The 23026-nt window shown below is 69.6% G+C and carries 18 protein-coding genes; all 18 read right to left on the bottom strand.

Annotated elements, in window-relative coordinates; translation table 11 throughout:
• Positions 1 to 16: 16 nt before the first annotated feature.
• The gene (ureC, locus tag U742_RS0117545; protein WP_029355356.1) at positions 17 to 1729 is read right to left on the bottom strand and encodes an urease subunit alpha; all 1713 of its coding nucleotides are present in this window, start codon (positions 1727 to 1729) and stop codon (positions 17 to 19) included.
• Between the two features lie 55 nt (positions 1730 to 1784).
• Positions 1785 to 2405: an urease subunit gamma gene (locus tag U742_RS0117550; RefSeq protein WP_029355357.1), complete on the bottom strand. Its 621-nt coding sequence runs from the start codon at positions 2403 to 2405 to the stop codon at positions 1785 to 1787.
• A gap of 51 nt (positions 2406 to 2456) precedes the next feature.
• A complete protein-coding gene (locus U742_RS0117555) occupies positions 2457 to 3335 on the bottom strand; it encodes an urease accessory protein UreD (protein ID WP_248310410.1) in 879 nt (292 codons plus the stop codon).
• Entirely contained in the window at positions 3325 to 4020 is a 696-nt protein-coding gene (urtE, locus tag U742_RS0117560; RefSeq protein WP_029355359.1) for an urea ABC transporter ATP-binding subunit UrtE, read from the bottom strand. The genes U742_RS0117555 and urtE overlap by 11 nt, the downstream gene beginning before the upstream one ends.
• Positions 4021 to 4025: 5 nt before the next feature.
• Positions 4026 to 4790 (bottom strand): urea ABC transporter ATP-binding protein UrtD, encoded by a 765-nt coding sequence (gene urtD, locus U742_RS0117565; RefSeq protein ID WP_029355360.1) that lies wholly within the window; start codon positions 4788 to 4790, stop codon positions 4026 to 4028.
• Between the two features lie 71 nt (positions 4791 to 4861).
• Positions 4862 to 6031, bottom strand: coding sequence for an urea ABC transporter permease subunit UrtC (urtC, locus tag U742_RS0117570; protein WP_029355362.1), 1170 nt, complete (start codon positions 6029 to 6031; stop codon positions 4862 to 4864).
• Between the two features lie 14 nt (positions 6032 to 6045).
• Positions 6046 to 7668 carry an urea ABC transporter permease subunit UrtB gene (gene urtB / locus U742_RS0117575; RefSeq protein WP_029355364.1) on the bottom strand — a complete coding sequence of 541 codons (1623 nt, stop codon included), beginning with the start codon at positions 7666 to 7668 and terminating at the stop codon, positions 6046 to 6048.
• Positions 7669 to 7814: 146 nt separating this feature from the next.
• Positions 7815 to 9125 (bottom strand): urea ABC transporter substrate-binding protein, encoded by a 1311-nt coding sequence (urtA, locus tag U742_RS0117580; protein WP_029355366.1) that lies wholly within the window; start codon positions 9123 to 9125, stop codon positions 7815 to 7817.
• 216 nt (positions 9126 to 9341) lie between these two features.
• Positions 9342 to 10514 carry an aminotransferase gene (locus U742_RS0117585; RefSeq protein ID WP_029355367.1) on the bottom strand — a complete coding sequence of 391 codons (1173 nt, stop codon included), beginning with the start codon at positions 10512 to 10514 and terminating at the stop codon, positions 9342 to 9344.
• Between the two features lie 98 nt (positions 10515 to 10612).
• Positions 10613 to 11722 (bottom strand): DUF1513 domain-containing protein, encoded by a 1110-nt coding sequence (locus U742_RS0117590; RefSeq protein ID WP_029355369.1) that lies wholly within the window; start codon positions 11720 to 11722, stop codon positions 10613 to 10615.
• Positions 11723 to 11732: 10 nt separating this feature from the next.
• Positions 11733 to 12848, bottom strand: coding sequence for an imelysin family protein (locus U742_RS0117595; RefSeq protein ID WP_029355370.1), 1116 nt, complete (start codon positions 12846 to 12848; stop codon positions 11733 to 11735).
• 43 nt (positions 12849 to 12891) lie between these two features.
• Positions 12892 to 14064 carry a di-heme oxidoredictase family protein gene (locus U742_RS0117600; protein WP_248310417.1) on the bottom strand — a complete coding sequence of 391 codons (1173 nt, stop codon included), beginning with the start codon at positions 14062 to 14064 and terminating at the stop codon, positions 12892 to 12894.
• A gap of 50 nt (positions 14065 to 14114) precedes the next feature.
• Complete coding sequence (locus U742_RS0117605; protein WP_029355372.1) at positions 14115 to 15578, bottom strand: multicopper oxidase family protein; 1464 nt, start codon at positions 15576 to 15578, stop codon at positions 14115 to 14117.
• A gap of 4 nt (positions 15579 to 15582) precedes the next feature.
• Positions 15583 to 16869 (bottom strand): imelysin family protein, encoded by a 1287-nt coding sequence (locus U742_RS0117610; protein WP_029355373.1) that lies wholly within the window; start codon positions 16867 to 16869, stop codon positions 15583 to 15585.
• A 193-nt stretch (positions 16870 to 17062) separates the two neighbouring features.
• A complete protein-coding gene (locus U742_RS0117615; RefSeq protein WP_029355376.1) occupies positions 17063 to 17359 on the bottom strand; it encodes a hypothetical protein in 297 nt (98 codons plus the stop codon).
• 390 nt (positions 17360 to 17749) lie between these two features.
• Positions 17750 to 19555 carry a potassium/proton antiporter gene (locus U742_RS0117620; RefSeq protein WP_029355378.1) on the bottom strand — a complete coding sequence of 602 codons (1806 nt, stop codon included), beginning with the start codon at positions 19553 to 19555 and terminating at the stop codon, positions 17750 to 17752.
• Positions 19556 to 19676: 121 nt separating this feature from the next.
• Positions 19677 to 20936 carry a TIGR03862 family flavoprotein gene (locus U742_RS0117625; RefSeq protein ID WP_029355381.1) on the bottom strand — a complete coding sequence of 420 codons (1260 nt, stop codon included), beginning with the start codon at positions 20934 to 20936 and terminating at the stop codon, positions 19677 to 19679.
• Positions 20937 to 21168: 232 nt separating this feature from the next.
• A complete protein-coding gene (gene recJ / locus U742_RS0117630) occupies positions 21169 to 23007 on the bottom strand; it encodes a single-stranded-DNA-specific exonuclease RecJ (protein ID WP_029355383.1) in 1839 nt (612 codons plus the stop codon).
• Positions 23008 to 23026 lie beyond the last annotated feature (19 nt).

Consider the following 23026-nt stretch of genomic DNA (forward strand, 5'->3'; position numbering starts at 1 on the left):
GGGGCCGGCCACACGATTAGAACAGGAAGTAGCGCTGCGCCATGGGCAGCTCGCTCGCCGGGGCGCAGGTGAGCAGCTCGCCGTCGGCCCGCACCTCGTAGGTCTCGGCGTCGATCTCGATGTTGGGCGTGGCGCTGTTGTGGACCATCGACGCCTTGCCGATGCCGCCGCGCACGTTCTCCACCGCCACCACCGACTTCTCCAACCCCAGCCGCGCGCCGACGCCGCGCTCCACCGCCGCCTGCGAGACGAAAGTGAAGGAGGTGGCGGTGCGCGCCTTTCCGTAGGCGCCGAACATCTCGCGATAGTGAACTGGCTGCGGGGTCGGGATCGAGGCGTTGGGATCGCCCATCTGCGCGGCGACGATGGCGCCGCCCTTCAGCACCATGTCCGGCTTTGTGCCGAAGAAGGCCGGCGTCCAGATGACGAGGTCGGCAAGCTTGCCCGGCTCGACCGAGCCGATATGGCGCGAGATGCCGTGCGCGATGGCCGGGTTGATGGTGTATTTCGCCACATAGCGCTTGGCGCGCGCATTGTCGTTGCGCTCGCTGTCGCCCGGCAGCGGACCGCGCTGCAGCTTCATCTTGTGCGCCGTTTGCCAGGTGCGGGTGACCACCTCGCCGAGCCGGCCCATGGCCTGGCTGTCCGAGCTCATCATCGAGATGGCGCCGATGTCGTGCAGGATGTCCTCCGCCGCGATGGTCTCCTTGCGGATGCGGCTCTCGGCGAAGGCGAGGTCCTCGGCGATGGAGGGGTGGAGGTGGTGACACACCATGAGCATGTCGAGATGCTCATCGAGCGTGTTCACCGTGAAGGGCCGCGTCGGGTTGGTGGAGGACGGCAGCACGTTTGGCAGGCCAGCCACCTTCATGATGTCCGGCGCATGCCCTCCGCCCGCCCCCTCTGTGTGGAACGCGTGGATGGTGCGGCCCTTGAAGGCGGCGATGGTGTCCTCGACGAAGCCGCTCTCGTTGAGCGTGTCGGTGTGGATCATCACCTGGATGTCGTAGTCGTCGGCCACCGACAGGCAGTTGTCGATCGCCGCCGGCGTGGTGCCCCAGTCCTCGTGCAGCTTCAGCGAGCAGGCGCCCGCCTCGATCATCTCGACGAGGGCGCCCGGCAGCGAGGTGTTGCCCTTGCCGGACAGGGCGAGGTTGACCGGGAAGCTGTCGAAGGCGCGCAGCATCATCTCGATGTGCCAGGCGCCGGGCGTGCAGGTGGTGGCGAGCGTGCCGTGCGCCGGGCCGGTGCCGCCGCCGAGCATGGTGGTGACGCCACTCATCAGCGCGTGCTCGATCTGCTGCGGGCAGATGAAGTGGATGTGGCTGTCGAAGCCGCCGGCAGTGACGATCTTGCCCTCGCCGGCGATGATCTCGGTGCCCGGCCCAATGACGATGTCGACGCCCGGCTGGATGTCCGGGTTGCCGGCTTTGCCGATGGCGTGGATGCGCCCGTCGCGCAGGCCGATGTCGGCCTTGACGATGCCCCAGTGGTCGAGGATCAGCGCGTTGGTGATGACGGTGTCGACCGCCCCCTGTGCGCGTGTCGTCTGCGCCTGGCCCATGCCGTCGCGGATGGTCTTGCCGCCACCGAACTTCACCTCCTCGCCATAGACGGTGAGGTCCTTCTCCACCTCGATGACGAGGGCGGTGTCGGCGAGCCGGACGCGATCGCCGGCGGTGGGCCCGAACATCTCGGCATAGGCGGCACGCGAAAGCTTGATGGACATGGGCGATCCGTTGAGCTGGGCAATCCGTTGGGCGAGAACCGAAGGCGTCAGGCGATCACAGCTTGCCCATGACCTCTTGGCGGAAGCCGTAGACCTCGCGCTTGCCGCCGAGGGCGACCAGCCTCACCTCGCGCGACTGGCCGGGCTCGAAGCGCACGGCGGTGCCGGACGGAATGGCAAGGCGCATGCCCCGCGCCTGCTCGCGGTCGAAGGCAAGCGCCGGGTTGGTCTCGAAGAAATGGTAGTGGCTGCCGACCTGGATCGGCCGGTCGCCGGTGTTGGACACGGTGAGCGCGATGATCTCGCGACCGGCCAGCAGCTCGACCTCGCCCTCCTCGACCAGCACCTCGCCGGGCACCACGGCGGGCGCAGCGCCACGGATCGGCTCGTGCACGGTGACAAGCTTGGTGCCATCCGGGAAGGTCGCCTCGACCTGCACGTCGTGGATCATCTCGGCGACGCCCGGCATCACCTGATCGGCGGAGAGCACGGTGGCCCCGAGCGTCATCAGCTCAGCCACCGATTTGCCGTCGCGCGCGCCCTCGACCACCACGTCGGTGATGAGCGCAACCGCCTCGGGATGGTTCAGCTTCACGCCGCGCTCAAGCCGGCGGCGTGCCACCAGCGCGGCCATGGCGACCAGCAGCTTGTCCTTCTCACGAGGGCTCAGATTCATCAGGCTTCTCCGCAAAGGCGAGGACGGCAAGAGGCGGCAGGTCGGCTTGCATCAGGAATGCCAGATGCGCGGCAGCTCGGCCACCCCCAACTGACCGATCACGGCACGAAGCGCGGTGTCGAGCACGGCGCCGTCGCGGGCGAGGAGGCGCACCGACAGCATGCCGTCCCAGGCGCTGACGCCCGCCTCGATGTTCTCAGGCAGATCGTCCGGCAGGCCGAGCGCAGCGCGCACCGCCTCCAGCCGCGTTTCCGCGTCCGGGGCAATGAGAAGCACCGTTGCGAAGGCCGGCCAGCCCTTGGCGATGGCGCGCCGGTCGAGCACCGAGCCCACCTCGCCGTCGAGGTTGAGCCCGTCGGCATAAACCAGCCGGCCGCCGCGCCGGATGCGCCAGCGGTCGGTCAGCCTCCCCCGCGCGAAGCGCTCGCCGCGCGCGGTGCGGCCGAGTACGACGGGTTCCACCAGCAGCAGCCGGGCTTGCGGCGCGACCTCGGCGGAGATCCCGCGTTCGACGCGGGCGCCGTCGAACAGGATGGTCGCCTGCGGCATCCAGTCGAGCCGCGCGCCGGCCTCGACGAGGAGACACACGTCGATGCGGGTGGAGAGGCCATCGGAGCGATAGATCTTCTCGGCGGCCTGGGTGGTGGCGGTCAGCCGCGCTCCGCTGCGGGCGCGAAACTCGAAGGCGGCGGTGTCGCCACCCGCCATGCCGCCACCGGTGTTCAGCAGTACCGCCTCCAGCGCGCCGGAATGCCGGCCGGAGCGCGGAAAGCGGACGCGGATCGGCCCCGCCTCCTCGATGCGGCCGGGAATGGTGTGCGTGTCGGCGCCCAGCGCCTCAAACCGGAGGCGGCCATGGGCGCGCAGCGCGCCCGGAATGCGCGCGATGGAGGCGGCGTCCTCCGGCTTCTCTGCAGCGTCAGACAGCAATGCGGTTACGCACATCCGGGTCCTCGAGCGCCTTACCGTCGCCCGACATGACGACCGCGCCGCGCTCCATGACGATGAAGTGGTCGGCCAGTTCCTTGGCGAAGTCGAAATACTGCTCGACCAGCACGATGGCCATGTCGCCCTTGGAGCGCAAGTAGCGGATGGCGTTGCCGATGTCCTTGATGATCGAGGGCTGGATGCCCTCGGTCGGCTCGTCGAGCACCAGCACCTTCGGCCGCATGGTCAGCGCGCGGCCGATGGCGAGCTGCTGCTGCTGGCCGCCGGAGAGATCGCCGCCACGCCGGCGCAGCATGGAATCGAGCACCGGGAACAGCGAGAACACGTCGTCCGGCACGTAGCGGTCGGCGCGCTTGAGCGGCGCGAAGCCGGTCTCGAGGTTTTCCGCCACGGTGAGCAGCGGGAAGATCTCGCGGCCCTGCGGCACGAAGGCGATGCCGCGCCGCGCCCTCTCGGCCGGCGGCAGGGTGGTGATGTCCTGCCCGTCGAAACGGATCGAGCCCTTGGCGATCGGCTGCTGGCCGACGATGGCGCGCATCAGGCTGGTCTTGCCGACGCCGTTGCGCCCGAGCACGCAGGTTACCTTGCCCGGCTCGGCCTTGAGCGAGACGCCGCGCAGCGCCTGGGCGGCGCCGTAGAAGAGGTTGATGTCCTGGACTTCCAGCATCCCAATCAGCGCCCCAGATAGACTTCGATGACGCGCTCATTGGCGCTGACCTGATCGAGCGTGCCCTCGGCGAGGACGGAGCCCTCGTGCAGGCACATGACGCGCACGCCAAGGTCGCGCACGAAGGTCATGTCGTGCTCGACCACCACCACGGAATGGCCATCGGCGTTGATCTCGCGGAGTAGTTCGGCGGTCTGCGCGGTCTCAGCGTCGGTCATGCCGGCGACCGGCTCGTCAACCAGCAGGAGCTTGGGGTCCTGCGCCAGCAGCATGCCGATCTCCAGCCATTGCTTCTGACCGTGCGAGAGCGCGCCGCCGAGGCGGTCGCGATGCTCGGTCAGCTTGATGGTCTCGAAGATGGCGTCGATGCGGTCGCGCTGCTCGCCGGTCTCCTTGCGGAAGATGTTGGAGAGCGCGCTGCGCTGGCCCTTCAGCGCGAGCCGCAGATTGTCGAGCACGGTGTGGCTCTCGAACACGGTCGGCTTCTGGAACTTGCGGCCGATGCCGAGGGTGGCGATCTGCGTCTCGTCCAGCTTGGTGAGGTCGGTGGCGCCGGCGAACAGCACGTCGCCCTTGTCGGGGCGCGTCTTGCCGGTGATCACGTCCATCATCGTGGTCTTGCCGGCGCCGTTCGGGCCGATGATGGCCCGCATCTCGCCGGGATCGACGGTGAAGGAGAGCGCGTTCAGCGCGCGGAAGCCGTCGAAGGTGACGGTGACGCCGTCGAGATAGAGCAGCGCCTCGGTCAGCCGCTTGTCCGGGGCGTCCATGTCGGCGGCCGGGTTCTCCGGCGGCAGGGCGTCGGGGGCGAGGAGATGGATGTCGCTCATGTCCCTCTTCCTCATTCCGCCGGCTTCGGCTCGCCCGCCGGCGGCAGGCTCTCGGCCTCGGGCGCGACCTGCCTGGCCTCGGTGCGGCGCGCACGCCAGTCGTAGAAGGTGCCGACAATGCCCTTGGGCAGGAACAGCGTCACCGCCACGAACAGGCCGCCCAGCATGAACAGCCAGTAGGGCGCGAGCATGCCGGAGGTGAAATAGGTCTTGGCGTAGTTCACCAGCACAGCGCCCAGCGCCGCGCCGACCAGCGTGCCGCGCCCGCCGACCGCCACCCAGACGATGATCTCGATAGAGTTGGCCGGCGAGAACTCGCTCGGATTGATGATGCCGACCTGCGGCACGTAGAGCGCACCGGCAACACCCGCCAGCATGGCCGAGACGACGAAGGCGACCAGCTTATAGTTCTCCGCCCGGTAGCCGGTGAAGCGCACCCGCGCCTCGGCGTCGCGGATGGCGATCAGCACCTTGCCGAAATGCGAGCGCACCAGATAGCGGCAGATCACATAGCCGCCCGCCAGCGCCAGCGCAGAGAGCGCGAACAGCACGGCGCGGGTGCCGTCGGACTGGATGTTGAAGCCGAGTATGTCCTTGAAGTCGGTGAGGCCGTTATTGCCGCCGAAGCCCATGTCGTTTCGGAAGAAGGCCAGCAGCAGCGCGAAGGTCATCGCCTGGGTGATGATCGACAGGTAGACGCCGGTGACGCGCGAGCGGAAGGCGAACCAGCCGAACACCAGTGCGAGGATGCCCGGCGCCAGCAGCACCATCAGCGCGGCGAAGGGGAACAGGTCGAAGCCGTGCCAGAACCAGGGAAGCTGCTTCCAGTTCAGGAACACCATGAAGTCCGGCAGCACGGGATCGCCATAGACCCCACGCGTGCCGATCTGGCGCATGAGGTACATGCCCATCGCGTAGCCGCCGAGCGCGAAGAAGGCACCGTGGCCGAGCGAGAGGATGCCGACATAGCCCCAGATCAGGTCGACCGAGAGAGCGAGCAGCGCGTAGCAAAGATATTTCCCCAGCAGCGAGACGACATAGGTCGGCACGTGCAGGAAGGCATCTGGCGATGTGAGCAGGTTCAGCGCCGGCACGAGGACCGCGGCGGCGACGAGAATGGCGAGGAAGATGCGCCCGCTGGTGGTGAGCAGCGCCGGCGGCTTGGTGTCGTGTGCGCTCATGGCGGTGCGATCGCTCATGCCTCGATCGCCCTGCCCTTGAGCGCGAACAGGCCGCGCGGACGCTTCTGGATGAAGAGGATGACGATGACCAGCAGCGCGATCTTGCCGAGCACGGCGCCGGCATAGGGTTCGAGTAGCTTGTTGGCGACGCCGAGCGACATGGCGCCGACCAGCGTGCCCCAGAGATTGCCCACGCCGCCGAACACCACCACCAGGAAGCTGTCGATGATGTAGCTCTGGCCGAGGTTCGGCGAGACGTTGTCGATCTGCGAGAGCGCCACCCCGGCGATGCCGGCGATGCCGGAGCCGAGGCCGAAGGTCATGGCGTCGACCCAGTTGGTGCGGATGCCCATGGAGGCGGCCATGCGCCGGTTCTGCGTCACCGCGCGCATTTCAAGGCCGATGCGGGTGAGCCGCAGCACCGCGAGCAGCGCGGCGAAGACCAGCGTGGCGAAGATGATGATCCACAGCCGGCCATAGGTGATCGACATCAGGCCGATGTCGAAGCTGCCCGACATCCAGCTCGGCGCGCCGACCTCGCGGTTGGTCGGGCCGAAGATGGTGCGGATTGCCTGCTGCAGGATGAGCGAGATGCCCCAGGTGGCGAGCAGCGTCTCCAGCGCCCGGCCGTAGAGGAAGCGGATCACCGTGCGTTCGATGAGAACGCCGATCAGGCCGGTGAAGAGGAAGGCGAGCGGAATGGCGATCAGCAGCGAGGCGTCGAACAGGCCGGGCCAGGAGGTGCGGATCACCTCCTGCACCACGAAGGTGGTGTAGGCGCCGAGCATCACCATCTCGCCATGCGCCATGTTGATGACGCCCATCACCCCGAAGGTGATGGCGAGGCCGATAGCAGCGAGCAGCAGCACCGAGCCGAGCGAGAGCCCGTACCAGACGTTCTGCGCGATGCCCCACATGGCGAGGTTGCGCTCGATGCCGGCGATGGCACCGGCCGCGGCCTCCTTGACCGCCGGCGAGGCGTCGGCCGGCACGCTGCGCAGGATGGCGAGCGCATCCTGATTGCCCTCGGCGCCCACGGTCTGGATCGCGGCGATCCGCTCGGCATCGGAAATGCCGGCCTTGCCCATGACGATGGAGGCGCGCGCCAGCGTCAGCGCCGACTTCACCCTGGCGTCGGTTTCCTTCGCGAGCGCCGCTTCCAGCGCCGGCAGCGCCGCCTCGTCGCGCGAGCGGGCGACCGCGACGGCGGCATCGAGGCGCTTGGCGGGATCGGGGCTGACCAGCGAGAGCGCGCCCATCGCCGCTTCGACGGCGCGGCGGATGCGGTTGTTGACGCGCACCGGCTTCACCGGCGGCGGGCTGGCGACCGCCTGCTGGGTCACCGGATCGACCAGCCCGGCATCGGTCTTGAGGAAGACCTGGCGCGGCGAGGTCGAGAAGACGAGCTTGCCATCGGCCAGCGCCGCGACGATGCCGGCGGCAGCCGGGCTGCCGCTCAGGGCGAGAGCGCCGAGCGCGGCCTCGGTGTCATTGTAATTGTCGGTGGCGAGCTGGGCGAGCGGGGCGCTGATGTCCTGCGCCCGCGCGCCGCCGAGCGGCAGCAGCAACGCGCAGATGGCGGTCAGGGCGAGGAGAAGCGCGCAGCCGCGGCTGCGAAGGCGGGCGTTTAAAATCATCATCATCCGTCGATCTGGCGGGTGCGCGGATGGCCGGAGCAGCTCCGGCGGCGACGGGGAGGCGGTGGCCGCCTCCCCTCAACTTCGCGCCGCGATCGACGCCGGCAGAAAACCGGCATCGACGCGTCAGCGTCGGCAGGCCGGCGTCAGTTGCCGGCGCCGCCGCACTTGCCGGTCTTCACGTTGAAGTTGCCGCACTTGAGCGGCGAGCGCCAATCGGCGATCAGGTCCTTCGAGCCTTCGAGATAGGGCGACCACTCCTGGGCGACGATCAGGCCGGGGGTCTGCTCGACGATATCGAACTGGCCGTCGTCCTTGATCTCGCCGATCAGCACCGGCTTGGTGATGTGGTGGTTCGGCATCATCGTCGAATAGCCGCCCGACAGGTTCGGCACCGAGACGCCGATGAGCGCGTCGATGACCGCGTCCGGATCGGTGGTGCCGGCCTTCTCGACCGCCTCGACCCACATGTTGAAGCCGATGACGGTGGCTTCCATCGGGTCGTTGGTCACGCGCTTGTCGTTCTTGATGAAGGCGCGCCACTTCTTGATGAACTCGGCGTTCTCCGGCACGTCGACCGACTGGAAGTAGTTCCAGGCGGCGAGATGGCCGACCAGCGGCTTGGTGTCGATGCCGGCGAGCTCTTCCTCACCCACAGAGAACGCCACCACCGGGATGTCGGTCGCCTTGATGCCCTGGTTGCCGAGCTCCTTGTAGAACGGCACGTTGGCGTCGCCGTTGATGGTCGAGACCACGGCGGTCTTCTTGCCGGCCGAGCCGAACTTCTTGATGTCGGCGACGATGGTCTGCCAGTCGGAATGACCGAACGGCGTGTAGTTGATCATGATGTCTTCGGCGGGCACGCCCTTGGCCTTCAGATAGGCCTCGAGAATCTTGTTGGTGGTGCGCGGATAGACGTAGTCGGTGCCGGCCAGCACCCAGCGCTTCACACCCTCGTTCGCCATGAGGTAGTCGACCGCCGGAATCGCCTGCTGGTTCGGCGCGGCGCCGGTGTAGAACACGTTGCGCTCGCTCTCCTCGCCCTCGTACTGCACCGGGTAGAAGAGCAGGCCGTTCAGCTCCTTGAACACCGGCAGCACCGACTTGCGGGACACCGAGGTCCAGCAGCCGAACACCACCGCGACCTTCTCCTTCGCGAGGAGCTCACGCGCCTTCTCAGCGAAGAGCGGCCAGTTGGAGGCAGGATCGACGACGACCGGGGTGAGCTTCTTGCCGAGTACGCCGCCCGCGGCGTTCTGCTGGTCAATCATGAACAGCACGGTGTCCTTCAGCGTGGTTTCGCTGATGGCCATGGTGCCGGAAAGCGAATGGAGCACGCCGACCTTGATCGTTTCCTGGGCCTGCGCCGGCACTGCCGCACCCGCCAGCGCAAGCGCGGCCGCGCCCACGACAGCGCGGCCGGCCACGCGGCCCGCATGGGAGAACAGATTCAACATTTTCGTTCCCTTCTGGAGTTCACACGCAGGACCCCCGTCCGCGTGCCAAGGGGGAACGTTTGCAACGGCCGTGCCAACGCCGGCGCGGTATTTTGAGGGGCAGGCGAAGCGCCCGGAAACAGTTCGAAACTCGAAGCAGCGCGCCTCGCGCCTATAAACTAGGCAGTAACCGCATGATTGCACATCAGATGAGCAGGCGGTGCATATTGCACACAGTCATGGAGCCGACACATGACGGAACGGCTCTGCCACGGCGGCAAGCCGGCTCAGGGCCGCGTCGAGCGTCGCGTCGGCCTTGGCGAAGCAGAAGCGCACCACGTTCCGCACCGGTGCCTGTGCATAGAAGGCCGACACCGGGATTGCCGCGACGCCGTGGCGCTCGACCAGCAGCCGGCAAAAGGCCTCGTCGTCGAGCCCGGTCTCCAGCGGCGCGATGTCCATGTTGATGAAATAGGTGCCGGCGGTCGGCAGCACCGGCAGGCCAAGCGCGGAGAGACCGGCCTCCAGCCGGTCGCGCGAGCGCTGGAGGCCGGCGCGCATCGCTTCGAACCAGCCGTCCTGCTTGCCAAGGCCGTAGGCCACCGCCTGCTGCAGCGACGGGGGCGTGGTGAAGGTAAGGAACTGGTGCGCCTTGGAGAGCGCCCGCATCAGCTCCGGTGCGGCGCAGACGAAGCCGACCTTCCAGCCGGTCATGCCGAAGATCTTGCCAGCCGAGCCGATCTTCACCGCGCGCCCACGCATCCCCGGCAGCGACAGCACGGAGACGTGCCGGCGCCCGTCGAACACGACGTGCTCCCACACCTCGTCGGAGACCAGCACCGCCCCGGAGCGCCGGCAGAAATCCGCCAGCAGCTCGAGCTCGTCCGCCTCGAAGACACGACCCGTCGGGTTGTGCGGGTTGTTGAACAGCACGAGGCGGGTGCGCGGGGTGAAGGCGTCGGCCAGCGCCTCCTCGGTCAGCCACCAGTGCGGCGGCGTGAGGCGGACGAGGCGCGGCACGCCGCCGGCGCGCTGGACCAGCGGCAGATAGGCGTCGTAGAGCGGCTGGAACAGCACCACCTCGTCGCCCGGCTCGATCAGCGCCAGCAGCGCGCCGGCCAGCGCCTCGGTGGCGCCCGAGGTCACCATGATCTCCGCGTTGGGATCGAGATCGATGCCCTGCCAGTGCGCATAGTGACGGGCGACGGCGTGGCGCAGTTCTGGCGTGCCCATCATCGGCGGATACTGGTTCCAGCCGTTCAGCACCGCCTCGGCCGCCGCCGCGCGCACATCCTCCGGCCCGGGATCGTCCGGGAAACCCTGGCCGAGATTGACCGCGCCATGCTCGCGGGCGAGACGCGACATGGTCTCGAACACCGTGGTCGGCAGGTTGGCGAACACCGAATTCATTTACAGAAGGCCCGCGTGAAACGCGCAATCTGACATCGCGCGACCGTCTTTATCGATCCAGCGCGGGGAAAAAGGAAGGGGCTGGGCGGATGACGGCCTTAGCCCACCAGCACCGCGTGATTGTCATAGCGCGGCCCGCCGGACTTGCGGGCGACGACGCCGACGCCCTCCCCGTCCGCCGCGATTAGCACGACCTCGCCGAGGCCACTGGTGGCGAGGAAGCGGCCGGGCTCGTGCGTCGCGGCGAGGCCGCAACCGTCGACGAGCGGCACCGCGCCGAGGAAGCGCCCTTCGCGCGACCACACGCCGATGCGGTTGCCGCGCGGCGAGGCGGCCGCCACGAAGGCGCCGGAGCGGTCGATGGCGACCGAGCCGATATAGGTGCGGAAGCCGCGCCATTCCTCGTCCGGCGCGTCGAACGCCACCAGCCGGCCCTCGGGCTCGACGCGGTAGAGCAGCGGGCGGGCGACGCCGTCGGCGAGCAGGTCCTGCGCCGCGACGACGACCGGGCCTTCCGGAGCGCTGGCGAGATGGCGCAGCGAGAGCGAGGCGAGATCCTCGTCGAGCGCCGTGAGCGCCCGGGTCTGCCCACTCGCGGGATCGATGAGCGCGACGCTGGCGCCAGCGACCTCGGCACCCAGCGCCTCGGGCGTGTGTGGCTCGACACCGCCATTCGCCACCACCAGCGCGTCGCCCGCCGGCAGCAGGTCGTGCGGTCCGACGCCGGAGGAGGCCCATTCGGTGACGATCCCGAAGCCGTCCGCCACCTCGCGCAGCGTCACCGTCCCCTGCCCGCTCGCGCGGTCGATCTCGACGGCGAGGAAGCGACGTCCCTGCGCGATGAAGCGTCCGTGGCCGGAGAAGACGCGCCCCTCGCCCGGCTCAAAGCTGGCGAGCACCATGCCGGCGCGGCGGTCGAACAGCACCGCCGTGGTGCCGGGCCGGCGCGCTACCGCGACCGCCGTACGTCCGTCCGGACTCGGCTCCACCCAGTGCAGGCGCTGCACGCCCTTGCCGACCGTGGTCGGCGCGTAGTCGGCGGACAGCACCACCGGCGCGAAGCCGCCCTCGACACCGGCGGTCGCCAGCCATTCGGCGTCGAGCGCATGGTCCTGCGCGTGCGCCGCGCCGAGCATCAGCCGCGGAGCGGTGGCAAGGCCGCCGAGCCTTGCCAGCAGCGCGCGGCGGGAGAGATCGAGCATGCCCATGCGCGCCTCCTCAGTCGCCATCGAGCGCGTTGAAGCCGAGCGGCACGCCGAGGCCCGAGGCCAGCGGATCGGCCACCGTCTTCTGCGCCGCCTTCAGCGCCACGACGGCGGCGTCGATCACCTTGCGATCCTTCGGCTCGGCAGCAGCCGCGCCGATGTCGTCCGGCAGGCGGCCGACGGCGGCGAGCGCGTCGCGGCCGGCCTTGTCGACTATCCCCTGCGCCTTCGCGTCGAGACCGGCGGCGAGACGTTCGGTCAGCGCGCCGGCGCTCGCGACGACGGCGAGTATCGTCGCCTTGGAACGCCCGGAACGGCGCCGGTCGGCGAGCGCGGGCTTGGCGTCATCGAGGCTCTTGCCGAGCACGACGAGCAGACGCTGGTCGACGACGCGCTGATAGGCACCGGCGAGGTCCGTCACCATCTGGCTGAGCAGCGCGTTCGGGTCGGGGAAGAACACCGGGTCAGGCTTTCCGGCCAGGAGCTGGGCGAGCAGCCCCTTGGTCCGGTCGCCCCAGCCCTCGCGGATGCCGCGCGCGATTTCGTCGAGATTGTCGGCAATCGCCCGGCCAATGGCGCAGCGGCGCGTGGCTTCCGCACCCGAGACGAGCGCGGCGGAGGCGCCGTCGTCATAGAGCAGGCGCTCCAGCGCCGGCACGCCCTGCACCGCCGCGCTAAGGCGCGGGAAGCGGTCGGGCGCGAGGCGCTCCTCGGTCGGGTCGGCGATCAGCTCGGTGAGCGAGCGGGCCACCGCATTGCGCCGCTCCGGGAACAGGTTGAAGCGGTCGGCGCGCAGCGACAGCACCACCGGGCCGAAAGTGATGAACTCGACCGCCGCCCAGGCGTCGGATACGGCGCCGAAGCGCGTCCTAAGCTCGGCGATGCCGGCCTCCGACGGCGCCTTGCAGAAGGCCTCCCACGCGGCGAGCTGCGCGGTGGTGGCGGCGGCGAGCGTGTCGTAGCGCGGCAGCAGCCAGTCCTCGACCACCTCCGGCGCCGAGACGGGCGCGGCGAAGGCACGCCCGGCGAACACCTGCGTCAGCAGCGTCGCGGCGGCGGCGATGCCGGGCACGGCCTGCCCGAGCTGCGCCGCCAGCGCGACCAGAACGGCGATGAGCGAACGGAACATAGGCACGACCCTCTCTTTCAGAGGCACGTCATCCACAAGGACGTCACAGGGCGCTCACATAGGCGACGAGCCGGCGCCGCTCCTGCTCGCCGAGCGCGTCGAAGCGGGCGCGGGCGCGCGCTGCCTCGCCGCCGTGCCAGCGCACCGCCTCGGCGACGCCTGCGGCGCGACCGTCATGCAGCAATCCGGCGCCGCGCGCCAGCGTGTCGGAGACGCCGGCAAGCGGGGCGGTCCGCCATTCGGACGCCGCCGCGCCCGGCACGCCGACGGGATCGGCAAGGTCCTCACCCATGTCGTGCAGCAGCACGTCGGTGAACAGAGCGACCGTGCCGCCCATTGCGGTCGGCAGGCTCGGCCGGTGACAGACGGCGCAGCCGGTCGTGGCGAACAGCTTCGCGCCCGCCTTGTCGGCTCGGGCAGCGGGCGGATCGAGGCTGCGCAGATAGGCCACTAGCCGCGCGACGATGGCGGCGGCGATCTCCGGCTCGCCCTCCGCGTCGCGGCCATGCGGAGCGTTGCGGCAGGCCGTCTGGGCATCCGTGCAGTCGCCCCACGGCTCGGGCCGCAGCGGCGTCGAAAGGCCGAGATCGAGCGCGAAGGCTTCGGAGGCTTGGCCGGCCAGCGTCGGGTGGCTCGCCTTCCAACCGAAGCGGCCGACCCTCGAGCCGCCTTCGGGCGCCTCGAACAGCCGGGCGCGGCCGCGCACGCCGTCGCCGTCGCGGTCCTCGGGATCGGCAAGTGCGAGGATGGCCGCGTCGCTCACCTCCTCCAGCCTGCCGCGTCCGCGCAAATCGGGCGCGGCGCGCAGCGAGAGCCTGGTCGCCGTGTCGAGCGGACCGTAGCCGGCATCGCGGATCAGCGGGAGGCGACGGCCATCGACCACCGAGACACCGATCGTCCCCTCGGCCGGCACGCCGGGCAGCGTCATGGTCTCCAGACGGTGGCCATAGACCGGATCGGGCGCGCCGTCCGGCCGCACCAGAGTGAGCACCAGCCCGAGCCCCTCCGGCGTGCCGTCGGGCGCCAGCGCGGTCGCACCCCTGCCCGCCCCGGCGGGATGGCAGGCGGCACAGGAGCGCGCATCGAACAGCGGCCCGAGCCCGTCATTGGCGCGCGTCGAGCTCGGCGCCGGCACCCATGCCCGCTTGAACAACCCCTTGCCGATAGCGGCATCGAGTCCGGCATCGTCGGCGTGCACAAGGGCCGGCGCGAGCACTCCGAGCAACAGACCTGCCACGACTGTCAGGCGCTTGCGGGAGCCCCCCATCACACCACCCGGAACCAGCCCATCATGCCGGTCTCCATGTGCTCCAATATGTGGCAGTGGAACACCCAGTCGCCCGGCGCGGCGACGAAGGCGATCTCCACCGTCTCGCCGGACTGCACCAGCACGGTATCCGCCCAATGGCGCGGCAGGCGCTTGCTGCTCGAATCGATCACCTGGAAGGCGTGGCCGTGCAGGTGGATCGGGTGCGGGAAGCGCGTGCCGTTCTTGATCACGACGCGGTAGCTGGCGCCCGCCTTCAGTCGCGCCAGCGGCGCCGGCAGTTTGCGCTGCGCGCCGGTCGGCCAGGCCTGCTGGTCGATCGCCCAATAGGCCGTCGCGCCGACGCAAAGGCTGTCGATCAGCGCTTTGGCGAGGGGATCGTCGGGCGGAAGGCCGGCTTCCTTCACTGCCGCATCGGTCGCCTGCTGCAGGGTGAAGGTGAGCTGCTCGGCACGCTTCAGGTCGGGACGCGGCAGCCTCGCCGCCGGCAACCCTGGCGGGTGGAAGCGACGCGCCGCGCGGCGCGAGGGCTGCGCGGTGATCGTCGCGAACTCGTAAATCTCGGCGGCGCGGTAGTCGCCGATGCGCACCGTGCCGCCCTCGCCGGGCATGCGCAGCGCGACGTCGATGCGCTGGGCGGGGCCCATGCGCCAGATGCCATCCGGCAGATCGTCCATCGGGATCGGATCGAGCGCGTGACCATCCACGGCGATCAGCGCGGCAGGCGCCCCCTCGACGCCGATGTCCATCACCCGCGTCGAATCGATATTGAGGATGCGCAGGCGCACATCGCCATTGGCCGGCGCCTCCAGCCTCTCGGCCGGTTTGCCGTTGACGGTGCGGGTCGCGCCGAAGGTGCCGGCCTTGGAGGCGCCATCGGGCTCGGACAGGGCAAGGAAGCCGCCGTCCTCGGCGAGGCGCCAGTCCTTCAGCACCAGCACGAATTCAGCGTCGAATTTCGGGTCGCGCTCATCCTCGACGATCAGCACGCCGGCAAGGCCGCGCCCGGCCTGCCCGGTCTCGTCACAATGGGGATGGAAGAAGAAGGTGCCGGGATCGTCGAGCGGCACGCGGTAGACGAAGCGCCCGCCCGGCTGCACCAGCGGCTGGGTCAGTGTCGGAACGCCGTCATATTCGTTGGGCAGGCGGATGCCGTGCCAGTGCACGGTCGAGCCTTCGTGCATGCGGTTGTCGAAGGCGATCTCCAGCCGATCTCCCTTCTTCGCCCGAATGGTGCGGAATGGCTCGCCGTCATAGGCAAGGATGCGCGTCGGCGGCTTGTCGGGGCCGAGCAGGCGGAGCTCCGTCTCGCCGGCGGAGAGAGCGATGCTGCGGGTGATCGGCCCGACGGAGGGCACCCGCGCCTCGCTCACTCGCGAAGGCGCGAACGCGGCGGCGACACCAAGTGCCGCCCCCGCGCCCAGGAAAGCGCGGCGCGAAAGTCTCGCGCCGGTGTGCATCATGGCCTCACTGGGTGACCTTGGACGGATCGTCCAGGCTGTCGGAACCCTCGACCTTGATCTTCAGCTTGAGCGCGGCGACCACGCCCTCGAAGGCGCGGGTCTGAGCGACCAGGGAATCGACGCCCTTCTGCACCAGCGCGTTGCCCTCGGTGTTGCCCTCGCCGATCATCTGGTCATAGGCCTGCTTGCCGCTGTCGCCCTCGTCCTTGATCGCCTTCAGCGCGGCGAGCGCGGCGTCGACCTTGGCATCCGCCTCCTTGGCGGCGTCGGGTGCCAGCGCGGCGGCATAGGCGGCGACCGAGGCGCCTTCGACCACGCTGCCGTCCACGCGGGTGTACTTGCCGCGATAGATCGAGGCGATGCCCAACTCGTCATAGTAATGCGAGTTGTAGGTGTTGTCCGAGAAGCAGTCGTGCTCTTCCTCCGGATCGTGGAGGATGAGGCCGAGCTTCATGCGCTCGCCGGCGAGTTCGCCATAAGAAAGCGAGCCGAGACCGGTGAGAATGACGCCGAGGCCGGCCTTGTCCTTCTTGCCGAGCATGGCCTTGCGCGCCTTGCCCTTGGCGCCCCAGGCGTTCGACATCTCGGTGAGGTCGGAAACCAGCAGGTCGGTCGCGGCCTTGAGATAGGCGGCGCGGCGCTCGCAATTGCCGCCGGTGCAGGCCTTGGTGTCGTAGTCGGTGGCAGGACGCTTGCCGGCGCCGGGACCGGTGCCGTTCAGGTCCTGACCCCACAGCAGGAACTCGATAGCGTGGTAGCCGGTGGCGACGTTCGACTCGACACCGCCAGCCTCCTGCAGGCTTTCCAGCAGCTTCGGGGTGATCTTGCTGGCGTCGATGGTCTTCTTGCCGACGCGGATCTTGGTGTTGGCGATCACGTTGGCGGTGTAGAGCGGGTTCTCGTCGGAACTGTCGCCATAGCTCTTGTCGACATAGTCGATCAGCCCCTCGTCGAGCGGCCAGGCATTCACCTTGCCCTCCCAGTCGTCGACGATGGCGTTGCCGAAGCGGAACCCTTCGGTCTGCTGATAAGGCACGCGCGCGGCCTTCCAGGCGTCCTTCGCCTTGGCGAGGTTGTCCTCGGTCGGCGCGGCGATGAAGGCGTTGACGGCCGTCTGCAGCGTCTTGGCGGTGGACAGGCTGTCGCCATACATCGCCTCGGCAATGTTGGCATAGTTCACGAGGATGTCGCGCGGCTTGGGCGCCGTCTGGGCGCCCGCGGGCGCGGCAATGATGAAGGCACCGAACGCGGCAGCCAGCAGCGGCGCGGCGCTAAAGGATCGGGCTCGCATGGAACAATCTCCTCCGGGCGCCGTGCGGGGCGCCGACGATGCTGCCTGTCCTACGCCAGCGCGGGAAGGAACCGCAAGTCGTGCGCAGAACATTGGAATTGTTTTATCTTTGATGTTTCCGCAGCGTCACCAGACAATTAGACGAAGGGCCGGGTTTAGACTGGAAATACTACAAACTACTAATCTGGAACGACTACAATCTGGTGGCCTCGGACTGCATCAGCGGCACCAGAGCCTCGCGCAGTTCCTCGTCGGTGACGGTCGCCAGCGGCTTCATCAGTTTCGCGGCCTCGGTGCGCCGACCGGGGCGCATAACCAGCACCACCGTCTCGGCGCCGCCGCAGGCCGGATCGCCGCAGGCGATCTCGGTGATCGAGATAGTGGTGTTCTCGTCGACGCCGAGCAGCGCCCTCGCCTTGCGCGCGAGTTCCTGCGCCGCGTCGGGCGCGGCCTCGGCGTCGCGGCCGCGTCGGAAGAAGAGTCGGGCCATCGCATGCTCCCTTGGCGCGCCCCTCGGCACGCTTCGCTCACGGCCGACATGCTCGCCGCGATCCGGGCATCCGTGAGGCGCCCGGCACGGTGGCGCGCATCGGCGCGGAACGCAAGCCGCGGCCACATGAGCGAGCGGCCAGCAACGATCGCTGGCTTCAAGTATTCGCGAGCACCGATAACTTAGAACTATAACAATAATCGAAGATAATCATTGTCTTCATCGCGGCATGCGCGTAACAGCGGCAGCAGACGGACAGCGATGTCCGTCCAGGACCTGGAACCGTTCGCGAGGCCTCATTCCCGGCTGGCCTCGTGAGCTGCGCGGGGCGGCAACACGCGCTCCCTCAGTTGCCGTCCCGCGATCCCGTCCAGCCCCTCGCTTCAGGCCTCAATGCCGGCGCCGCGCACGTTCCCGCGCAGTGCGGCGCTGCCCGAGGAGGCGCGCCAGCGCCGCGCCGTTGAGGATGCTCTTGTCGCGCTCCTCGACATCGTCGTCGAAGCTCAGGCCCGCCAGTGTCACCCGGTCGTCCTCGACAGCGCGCACCACCAGCGTCGCGCCGCCGAGCTGCAGGCGGTTACCGACGGCCGGGCGCTCGTCGAAGCGGTCGGCGAACAGGTCGGCGATGGTCAGGTCGCGCTCGAGCAGATCGACTGGCAGGCCGTAGAGATCGGATATGGCGGAGAGCAGAATATCGCCCCGGAACGGGAAGGCGGCGGCGAGTTCGGCGTCGGGCCTGTCCTCGCCGGCGACGAACAGCCGGTCCAGCCGCGCGACGCGCTCGGGGGGTGATAGCAGATAGGCATAGTCGCCCTTGCGCGGCTGGCCGGCCTCGTCGGCGCTGAGGATGGAACCGTCACGCACCACTAGCAGGAGGCGCGCCCAGTTCGGCAGCGTGCCGTGGCTCAGCACCGGGCTACCGGCGGCGACCGGATAGGCGACAAGCTCATAGTCGAGCTGGCCGGGCAAATCGATCTCGAAACGCCGTGCCTCGCGGAGCGGCTCCGGCAATGCGACGCCGAGCCGCCGCGCGGCATAGGTCAGCGTCCAGCCCTGCACCACCAGCGACACCAGCACGACGGTGAAGGCGACGTTGAAATAGACCTCGGCGCTCGGCACGGAGGCGAGCGTCGGAATGGTGGCGAGGAAGATCGAGACGGCACCACGCAGTCCGACCCAGGAGATGTAGGCCGTCTCGTTGGTCTTGAAGCCGAAGGGGGCAAGGCACAACCACACCGCGGCCGGGCGGCCGATCACGATCAGGAACACCGCGATGCCGAAGGCCGGCAGCGCATATTCCATCACCTTGGAGGGTGTCACCAGCAGCCCCAGCATGACGAACATCACGAGCTGGCAGAGCCAGGTAGCGGCGTCGTGGAAGCTGACGATGGAGGGCAGCGCGCGCACCGGCCGGTTGCCGAGCACGAGGCCCGCCAGATAGACAGCGAGGAAGCCGGAGCCGTCGGCAACCGCGGTCAGCGCATAGATCAGCAGCGCGGCGCCGACCGAGAGCAGCGCGTGCAGGCCGCTCGGCAGATCGAAGCGGTTCAGCAGCGCGGCGAGTCCGAGGCCGCCAGCGACACCGATCGCGGACCCCAGGACCGCCTGCTGCCCAACAGTGAGCAGCACCTCCCAGCCGGGCGCATGGCCTCCCGCCGCGATCAGCTCCACGAGGGTGATCGACAGCAGGATGGCGACCGGATCGTTGGTCGCCGATTCGATCTCCAGCACCGCGCCGACGCGCTTCTTGAGCTGCAGGCCGCCGGCCTTGAGCAGGAAGAACACCGCCGCCGCGTCGGTGGAGGCGACCACCGAGCCGACCAGCAGCGCCTCCAGCGGCGGCAGTCCGAGCACCAGCATGGCGAGCCCGCCGACGAGGGTGGCGGTGATCAGCACGCCGACCGTCGAGAGCATCACGGCCGGCCCCAGCGTGCCGCGGAAACTCGACATGCGGGTGCGCAGCCCGCCGTCGAACAGGATGATGGCGAGCGCCGCCGAGCCGACGATGTAGGTCGCGCGATAGTCGCTGAAATGGATCTGGCCTGGCCCGTCCTCGCCGGCCAGCATGCCGATGACGAGGAAGACGAGCAGCAGGGGGGCGCCGAAGCGCGAGGCGACGAGGCTGGAGAAGATGCCGAGCACCATCAGGGCGGCGGCGGCGAGCAGGAGGATATTGGTGAGAGTGATCGTCTCCATGCCGCCTCGTGGTCTCCATCCGTCGCCCGAGTGGAAAATCTCGGGGGCGTTTCGGGCATTTCTGGGAGGCAGGGAACGTTGCGGAAGGTTTTTTTAGCCGGAAGGCGAAGATTTTCGCCGCCTACCAGCCCCCAAGCCAGGCCGGTGGCTCGGCAAAGCCGAGGAAGCCGAGCGCACCCCGCGCGGCGGCATGGCCGGTGGCGAAGCAGACCTGCAGCAGATAGCCGCCAGTCGGCGCCTCCCAGTCGAGCATTTCGCCGGCAACGAAGCAGCCCGGCCGGGCGCGCAGCATCAGCCCACCATCGACCGCCCCGCGCATGACGCCTCCGGCCGAGGAGATGGCGCGCCCGATCGGCGCCACCGCGTTGACGCGCAGCGGCACCGCCTTGACGAGGCGCGCCAGCGCGGCCGGCTCGGCGGGCAGCGGACCGGCCTCGCGCATCAGCGCGACCGCGACCGGCACCAGCCCGGCGGCCTTGCGCAGCCGATTGGCGGTCGTCTCGCCCTTGCGCGCGGCGGCGAGGCGGGTGGCGATCTGCTCCTCCGACAGGTCCGGCCGCAGGTCGAGCCGCAGATCCGCCTGCCCTTCCCGCGCGATCGCCTCGCGCGGTGCGCCACCGAGCGCATAGACCGCGCCGCCTTCGAGACCGCCCTCGGTCACCACCGCCTCGCCCCGCACCTGCCGGTCGCCGAGCGTGAGCGCGATGCGCTTCAGCGGCGTGCCGGCGAAACGTTCCGCAACGAGCGGCGACCAGTCGATCCGTAGCCCGGCATTGGCGGGCTCCAGCGGCGCCAGCCCGACTCCGGCGGCGGCGAGAACCGGCACCCAGCCGCCGTCGCTGCCGAGGCGCGGCCAGCTCGCGCCGCCAAGCGCGAGGATGGTCGTATCCGCGCGGATCGCGACATCGCCTTCCGGCGTCTCGAAGGTCAGCCGGCCATCACCGTCCCAGCCGGTCCAGAGATGGCGGGTGGCGAGGCGGACGCCGAGACCGTCCAGCCGCGCCAGCCAGGCGCGCAGCAGCGGCGAGGCCTTGAAGCTCTCCGGAAAGATACGCCCGCTCGACCCGACGAAAGTGGGCTCGCCCAGCTCCTCGGCGAGCGCCCGCAGCCGCGACGGCGGGAAGGCGTCGAGCATCGGGGTGAGCCAGTCCACCGCCGCGCCATAGCGGGCGAGGAAGCGCTCGCGCGGTTCGGAATGGGTAAGGTTCAGCCCGCCGCGCCCGGCGAGCAGGAATTTGCGCGCCGGCGAGGCCATGCGCTCGAAGATCGTGACGCGACACCCCGCCTCGGCCAGCGTCTGCGCCGCGATAAGCCCGGCCGGTCCGGCGCCGATCACGGCGACATGGGGAGATCGCGAGTCGTTGTCGGAAGCTAGCGTCACGGGCTGACACCACGATTCAGGCGCGGCTCCGCAAACGGGCGGAAGACGAGTCGTTCCAGCGGCTTGGCGCGGGGACCTGAGAGGCCGATTCCGCCGTGCGTGGTTGAAGTCGAGGCATGTACGGGGCAACTGTCACATGATGCGGCGCTTCGTGTGACGGTTCCACGGCTTCGCAGATCGATTCCGGCGCCTGCCGGATCGATTCCGCTCCCGTCCGCAATGCATTGAATAGTCATAGCTTCTCGGCATCCGCTAGGTCGCTGAGGCGCAGGCTCACCTGCGTCCTGCCCTGCCAGCTATCGACCTCCAGCATGCCGGCCGCGTGCACCAGCCGGCCGCGCGCGGCGAGCAGCGCCTGACCCAGCGGGGCGTTGGCGGCGCGGAAGGCGACGCCGGAGAGGATGCTGCCGTCGTTCGCCCGCAGGCGCACCCGCACCTGATCGGCACTTCCGGCCTCGGCATAGATCACGCGGTGGCCGGGAAAGGCGAAGACCGGCTGCGGATTGCCGGCGCCATAGGGGCCGGCGCGCTCGACGAGATCGATCAGCTCGGGCGTCGCCGCGCCGGCACTGAGCGCGCCGTCGATGGCGAGCTCGTCTACCGCCCGTGCATCGGCCACGGTGTCGGCGAGCACGGCTTCGAGATGGGCACGCAGCGCGCCGAGATTGTCGCGCTCGATGGTGAGACCGGCCGCCATCGCGTGGCCGCCGCCCTTCACGAGGATGCCGGCCGCCACCGCCGCGCGCACCGCACGGCCGATGTCGACGCCGGGAATCGAGCGGGCCGAGCCCGCGCCGAGCGCGCCGGTGAAGGCGACGGCGAGCGCCGGGCGGCCGAACTTCTCCTTCAGCCGGGCGGCGACGAGACCGACGACGCCGGGATGCCAGCCCTGCCCGGAGGCGAGAATCACCGCCCCCTGCCCCTCGCGGCCGAGCGCGGCTTCCGCCTCGGCCTCGGCTTCCGCGAGGATCGCCTTCTCCACCACCTGCCGCTCGGCGTTCAGCCGGTTCAGCTCGGCGGCGATGGCGCCCGCCTCGGCGGGATCGCGGGTGAGCAGCAGCCGCGTGCCGAGCGTCGCGTCGCCGATGCGCCCGCCGGCGTTGATGCGCGGACCGAGCAGGAAGCCGAGATGCCACGCCTTGGGCGGACCGGAAAGCCGCGCGACATCCATCAGCGCGGTCAGGCCCGGCCGCTCGCGGCGGCGCAGGGCGAGGAGCCCCTTGGTGACGAAGGCGCGGTTGAGGCCGACGAGCGGCACCACGTCGGCCACCGTGCCGAGCGCGACAAGGTCGAGCGCCGCCAGCAGGTCTGGCTCGGGCCGTGCCTCGCCCCACCATCCGCGCCGCCGCAGCTCACGTACCAGCGCCACCGCAACCACGAAGGCGAGCCCGGCGGCGCAGAGATGGCCGAGGCCGGAGAGGTCGTCGGCGCGGTTCGGGTTCACCAGCGCGGCGACCTCCGGCAGCGCCTCACCAGCTTGGTGATGATCGACGACCACCACGTCGAGGCCGAGCTCGTGCGCGCGGGCGAAGGGCTCGAAGCTGGTGGTGCCGCAGTCGACGGTGACGAGGAGGCGCGTGCCGCGCGTCGCCAGCGCCTCGATGGCGCCGATATTCGGGCCGTAGCCCTCGAAGATGCGGTCCGGGATGTGGAAGAAGGGATCGAGGCCGGCGGCGCGCAAAACCTCGACCAGCAGTGCGGTCGAGGTGGCGCCGTCGACATCGTAGTCGCCGAACACGGCCACCTGCTCGCCGCGCATCACGGCGCCCGCGAGGCGTTCGACCGCAGCACCCATGCCGGTGAGCACATCAGGGTCCGGCAGCAGGCGGCGCACGGTGGGATCGAGCCAACCCTCCACCTCGTCGACCGGCACGCCGCGCCCGGCGAGCACGCGGGCCAGCAGCTCCGGCACGCCGTGACGCTGGACGATGGCGAGGCTCGCCTGCGCGCCGCGCGCATCCAGCCGGTCGCGCCAGAAGCGGCCGGTGGCGGAACTCTCGACGCCGAGAAAGGGGCGCGGCGGCGGTGCCGCGGTCGGCGCCGGGAGCGGATTGGAGGCGGAAAGACTCATGCGCACGATAGAGCCCGAA

Source organism: Allobosea sp. 117 (assembly GCF_000702305.1).
In the GTDB taxonomy this organism is placed as follows: Bacteria; Pseudomonadota; Alphaproteobacteria; order Rhizobiales; family Xanthobacteraceae; genus Ancylobacter.

Coding starts and splice junctions, on each gene's coding strand:
- ureC (WP_029355356.1), bottom strand. CDS start 1,729: ATGTCCATCAAGCTTTCGCGTGCCGCCTATGCCGAGATGTTCGGGCCC.
- U742_RS0117550 (WP_029355357.1), bottom strand. CDS start 2,405: ATGAATCTGAGCCCTCGTGAGAAGGACAAGCTGCTGGTCGCCATGGCC.
- urtE (WP_029355359.1), bottom strand. CDS start 4,020: ATGCTGGAAGTCCAGGACATCAACCTCTTCTACGGCGCCGCCCAGGCG.
- urtD (WP_029355360.1), bottom strand. CDS start 4,790: ATGGACGCCCCGGACAAGCGGCTGACCGAGGCGCTGCTCTATCTCGAC.
- urtC (WP_029355362.1), bottom strand. CDS start 6,031: ATGAGCGCACACGACACCAAGCCGCCGGCGCTGCTCACCACCAGCGGG.
- urtB (WP_029355364.1), bottom strand. CDS start 7,668: ATGATTTTAAACGCCCGCCTTCGCAGCCGCGGCTGCGCGCTTCTCCTC.
- urtA (WP_029355366.1), bottom strand. CDS start 9,125: ATGTTGAATCTGTTCTCCCATGCGGGCCGCGTGGCCGGCCGCGCTGTC.
- U742_RS0117585 (WP_029355367.1), bottom strand. CDS start 10,514: ATGAATTCGGTGTTCGCCAACCTGCCGACCACGGTGTTCGAGACCATG.
- U742_RS0117590 (WP_029355369.1), bottom strand. CDS start 11,722: ATGGGCATGCTCGATCTCTCCCGCCGCGCGCTGCTGGCAAGGCTCGGC.
- U742_RS0117595 (WP_029355370.1), bottom strand. CDS start 12,848: ATGTTCCGTTCGCTCATCGCCGTTCTGGTCGCGCTGGCGGCGCAGCTC.
- U742_RS0117605 (WP_029355372.1), bottom strand. CDS start 15,578: ATGATGCACACCGGCGCGAGACTTTCGCGCCGCGCTTTCCTGGGCGCG.
- U742_RS0117610 (WP_029355373.1), bottom strand. CDS start 16,869: ATGCGAGCCCGATCCTTTAGCGCCGCGCCGCTGCTGGCTGCCGCGTTC.
- U742_RS0117615 (WP_029355376.1), bottom strand. CDS start 17,359: ATGGCCCGACTCTTCTTCCGACGCGGCCGCGACGCCGAGGCCGCGCCC.
- U742_RS0117620 (WP_029355378.1), bottom strand. CDS start 19,555: ATGGAGACGATCACTCTCACCAATATCCTCCTGCTCGCCGCCGCCGCC.
- recJ (WP_029355383.1), bottom strand. CDS start 23,007: ATGAGTCTTTCCGCCTCCAATCCGCTCCCGGCGCCGACCGCGGCACCG.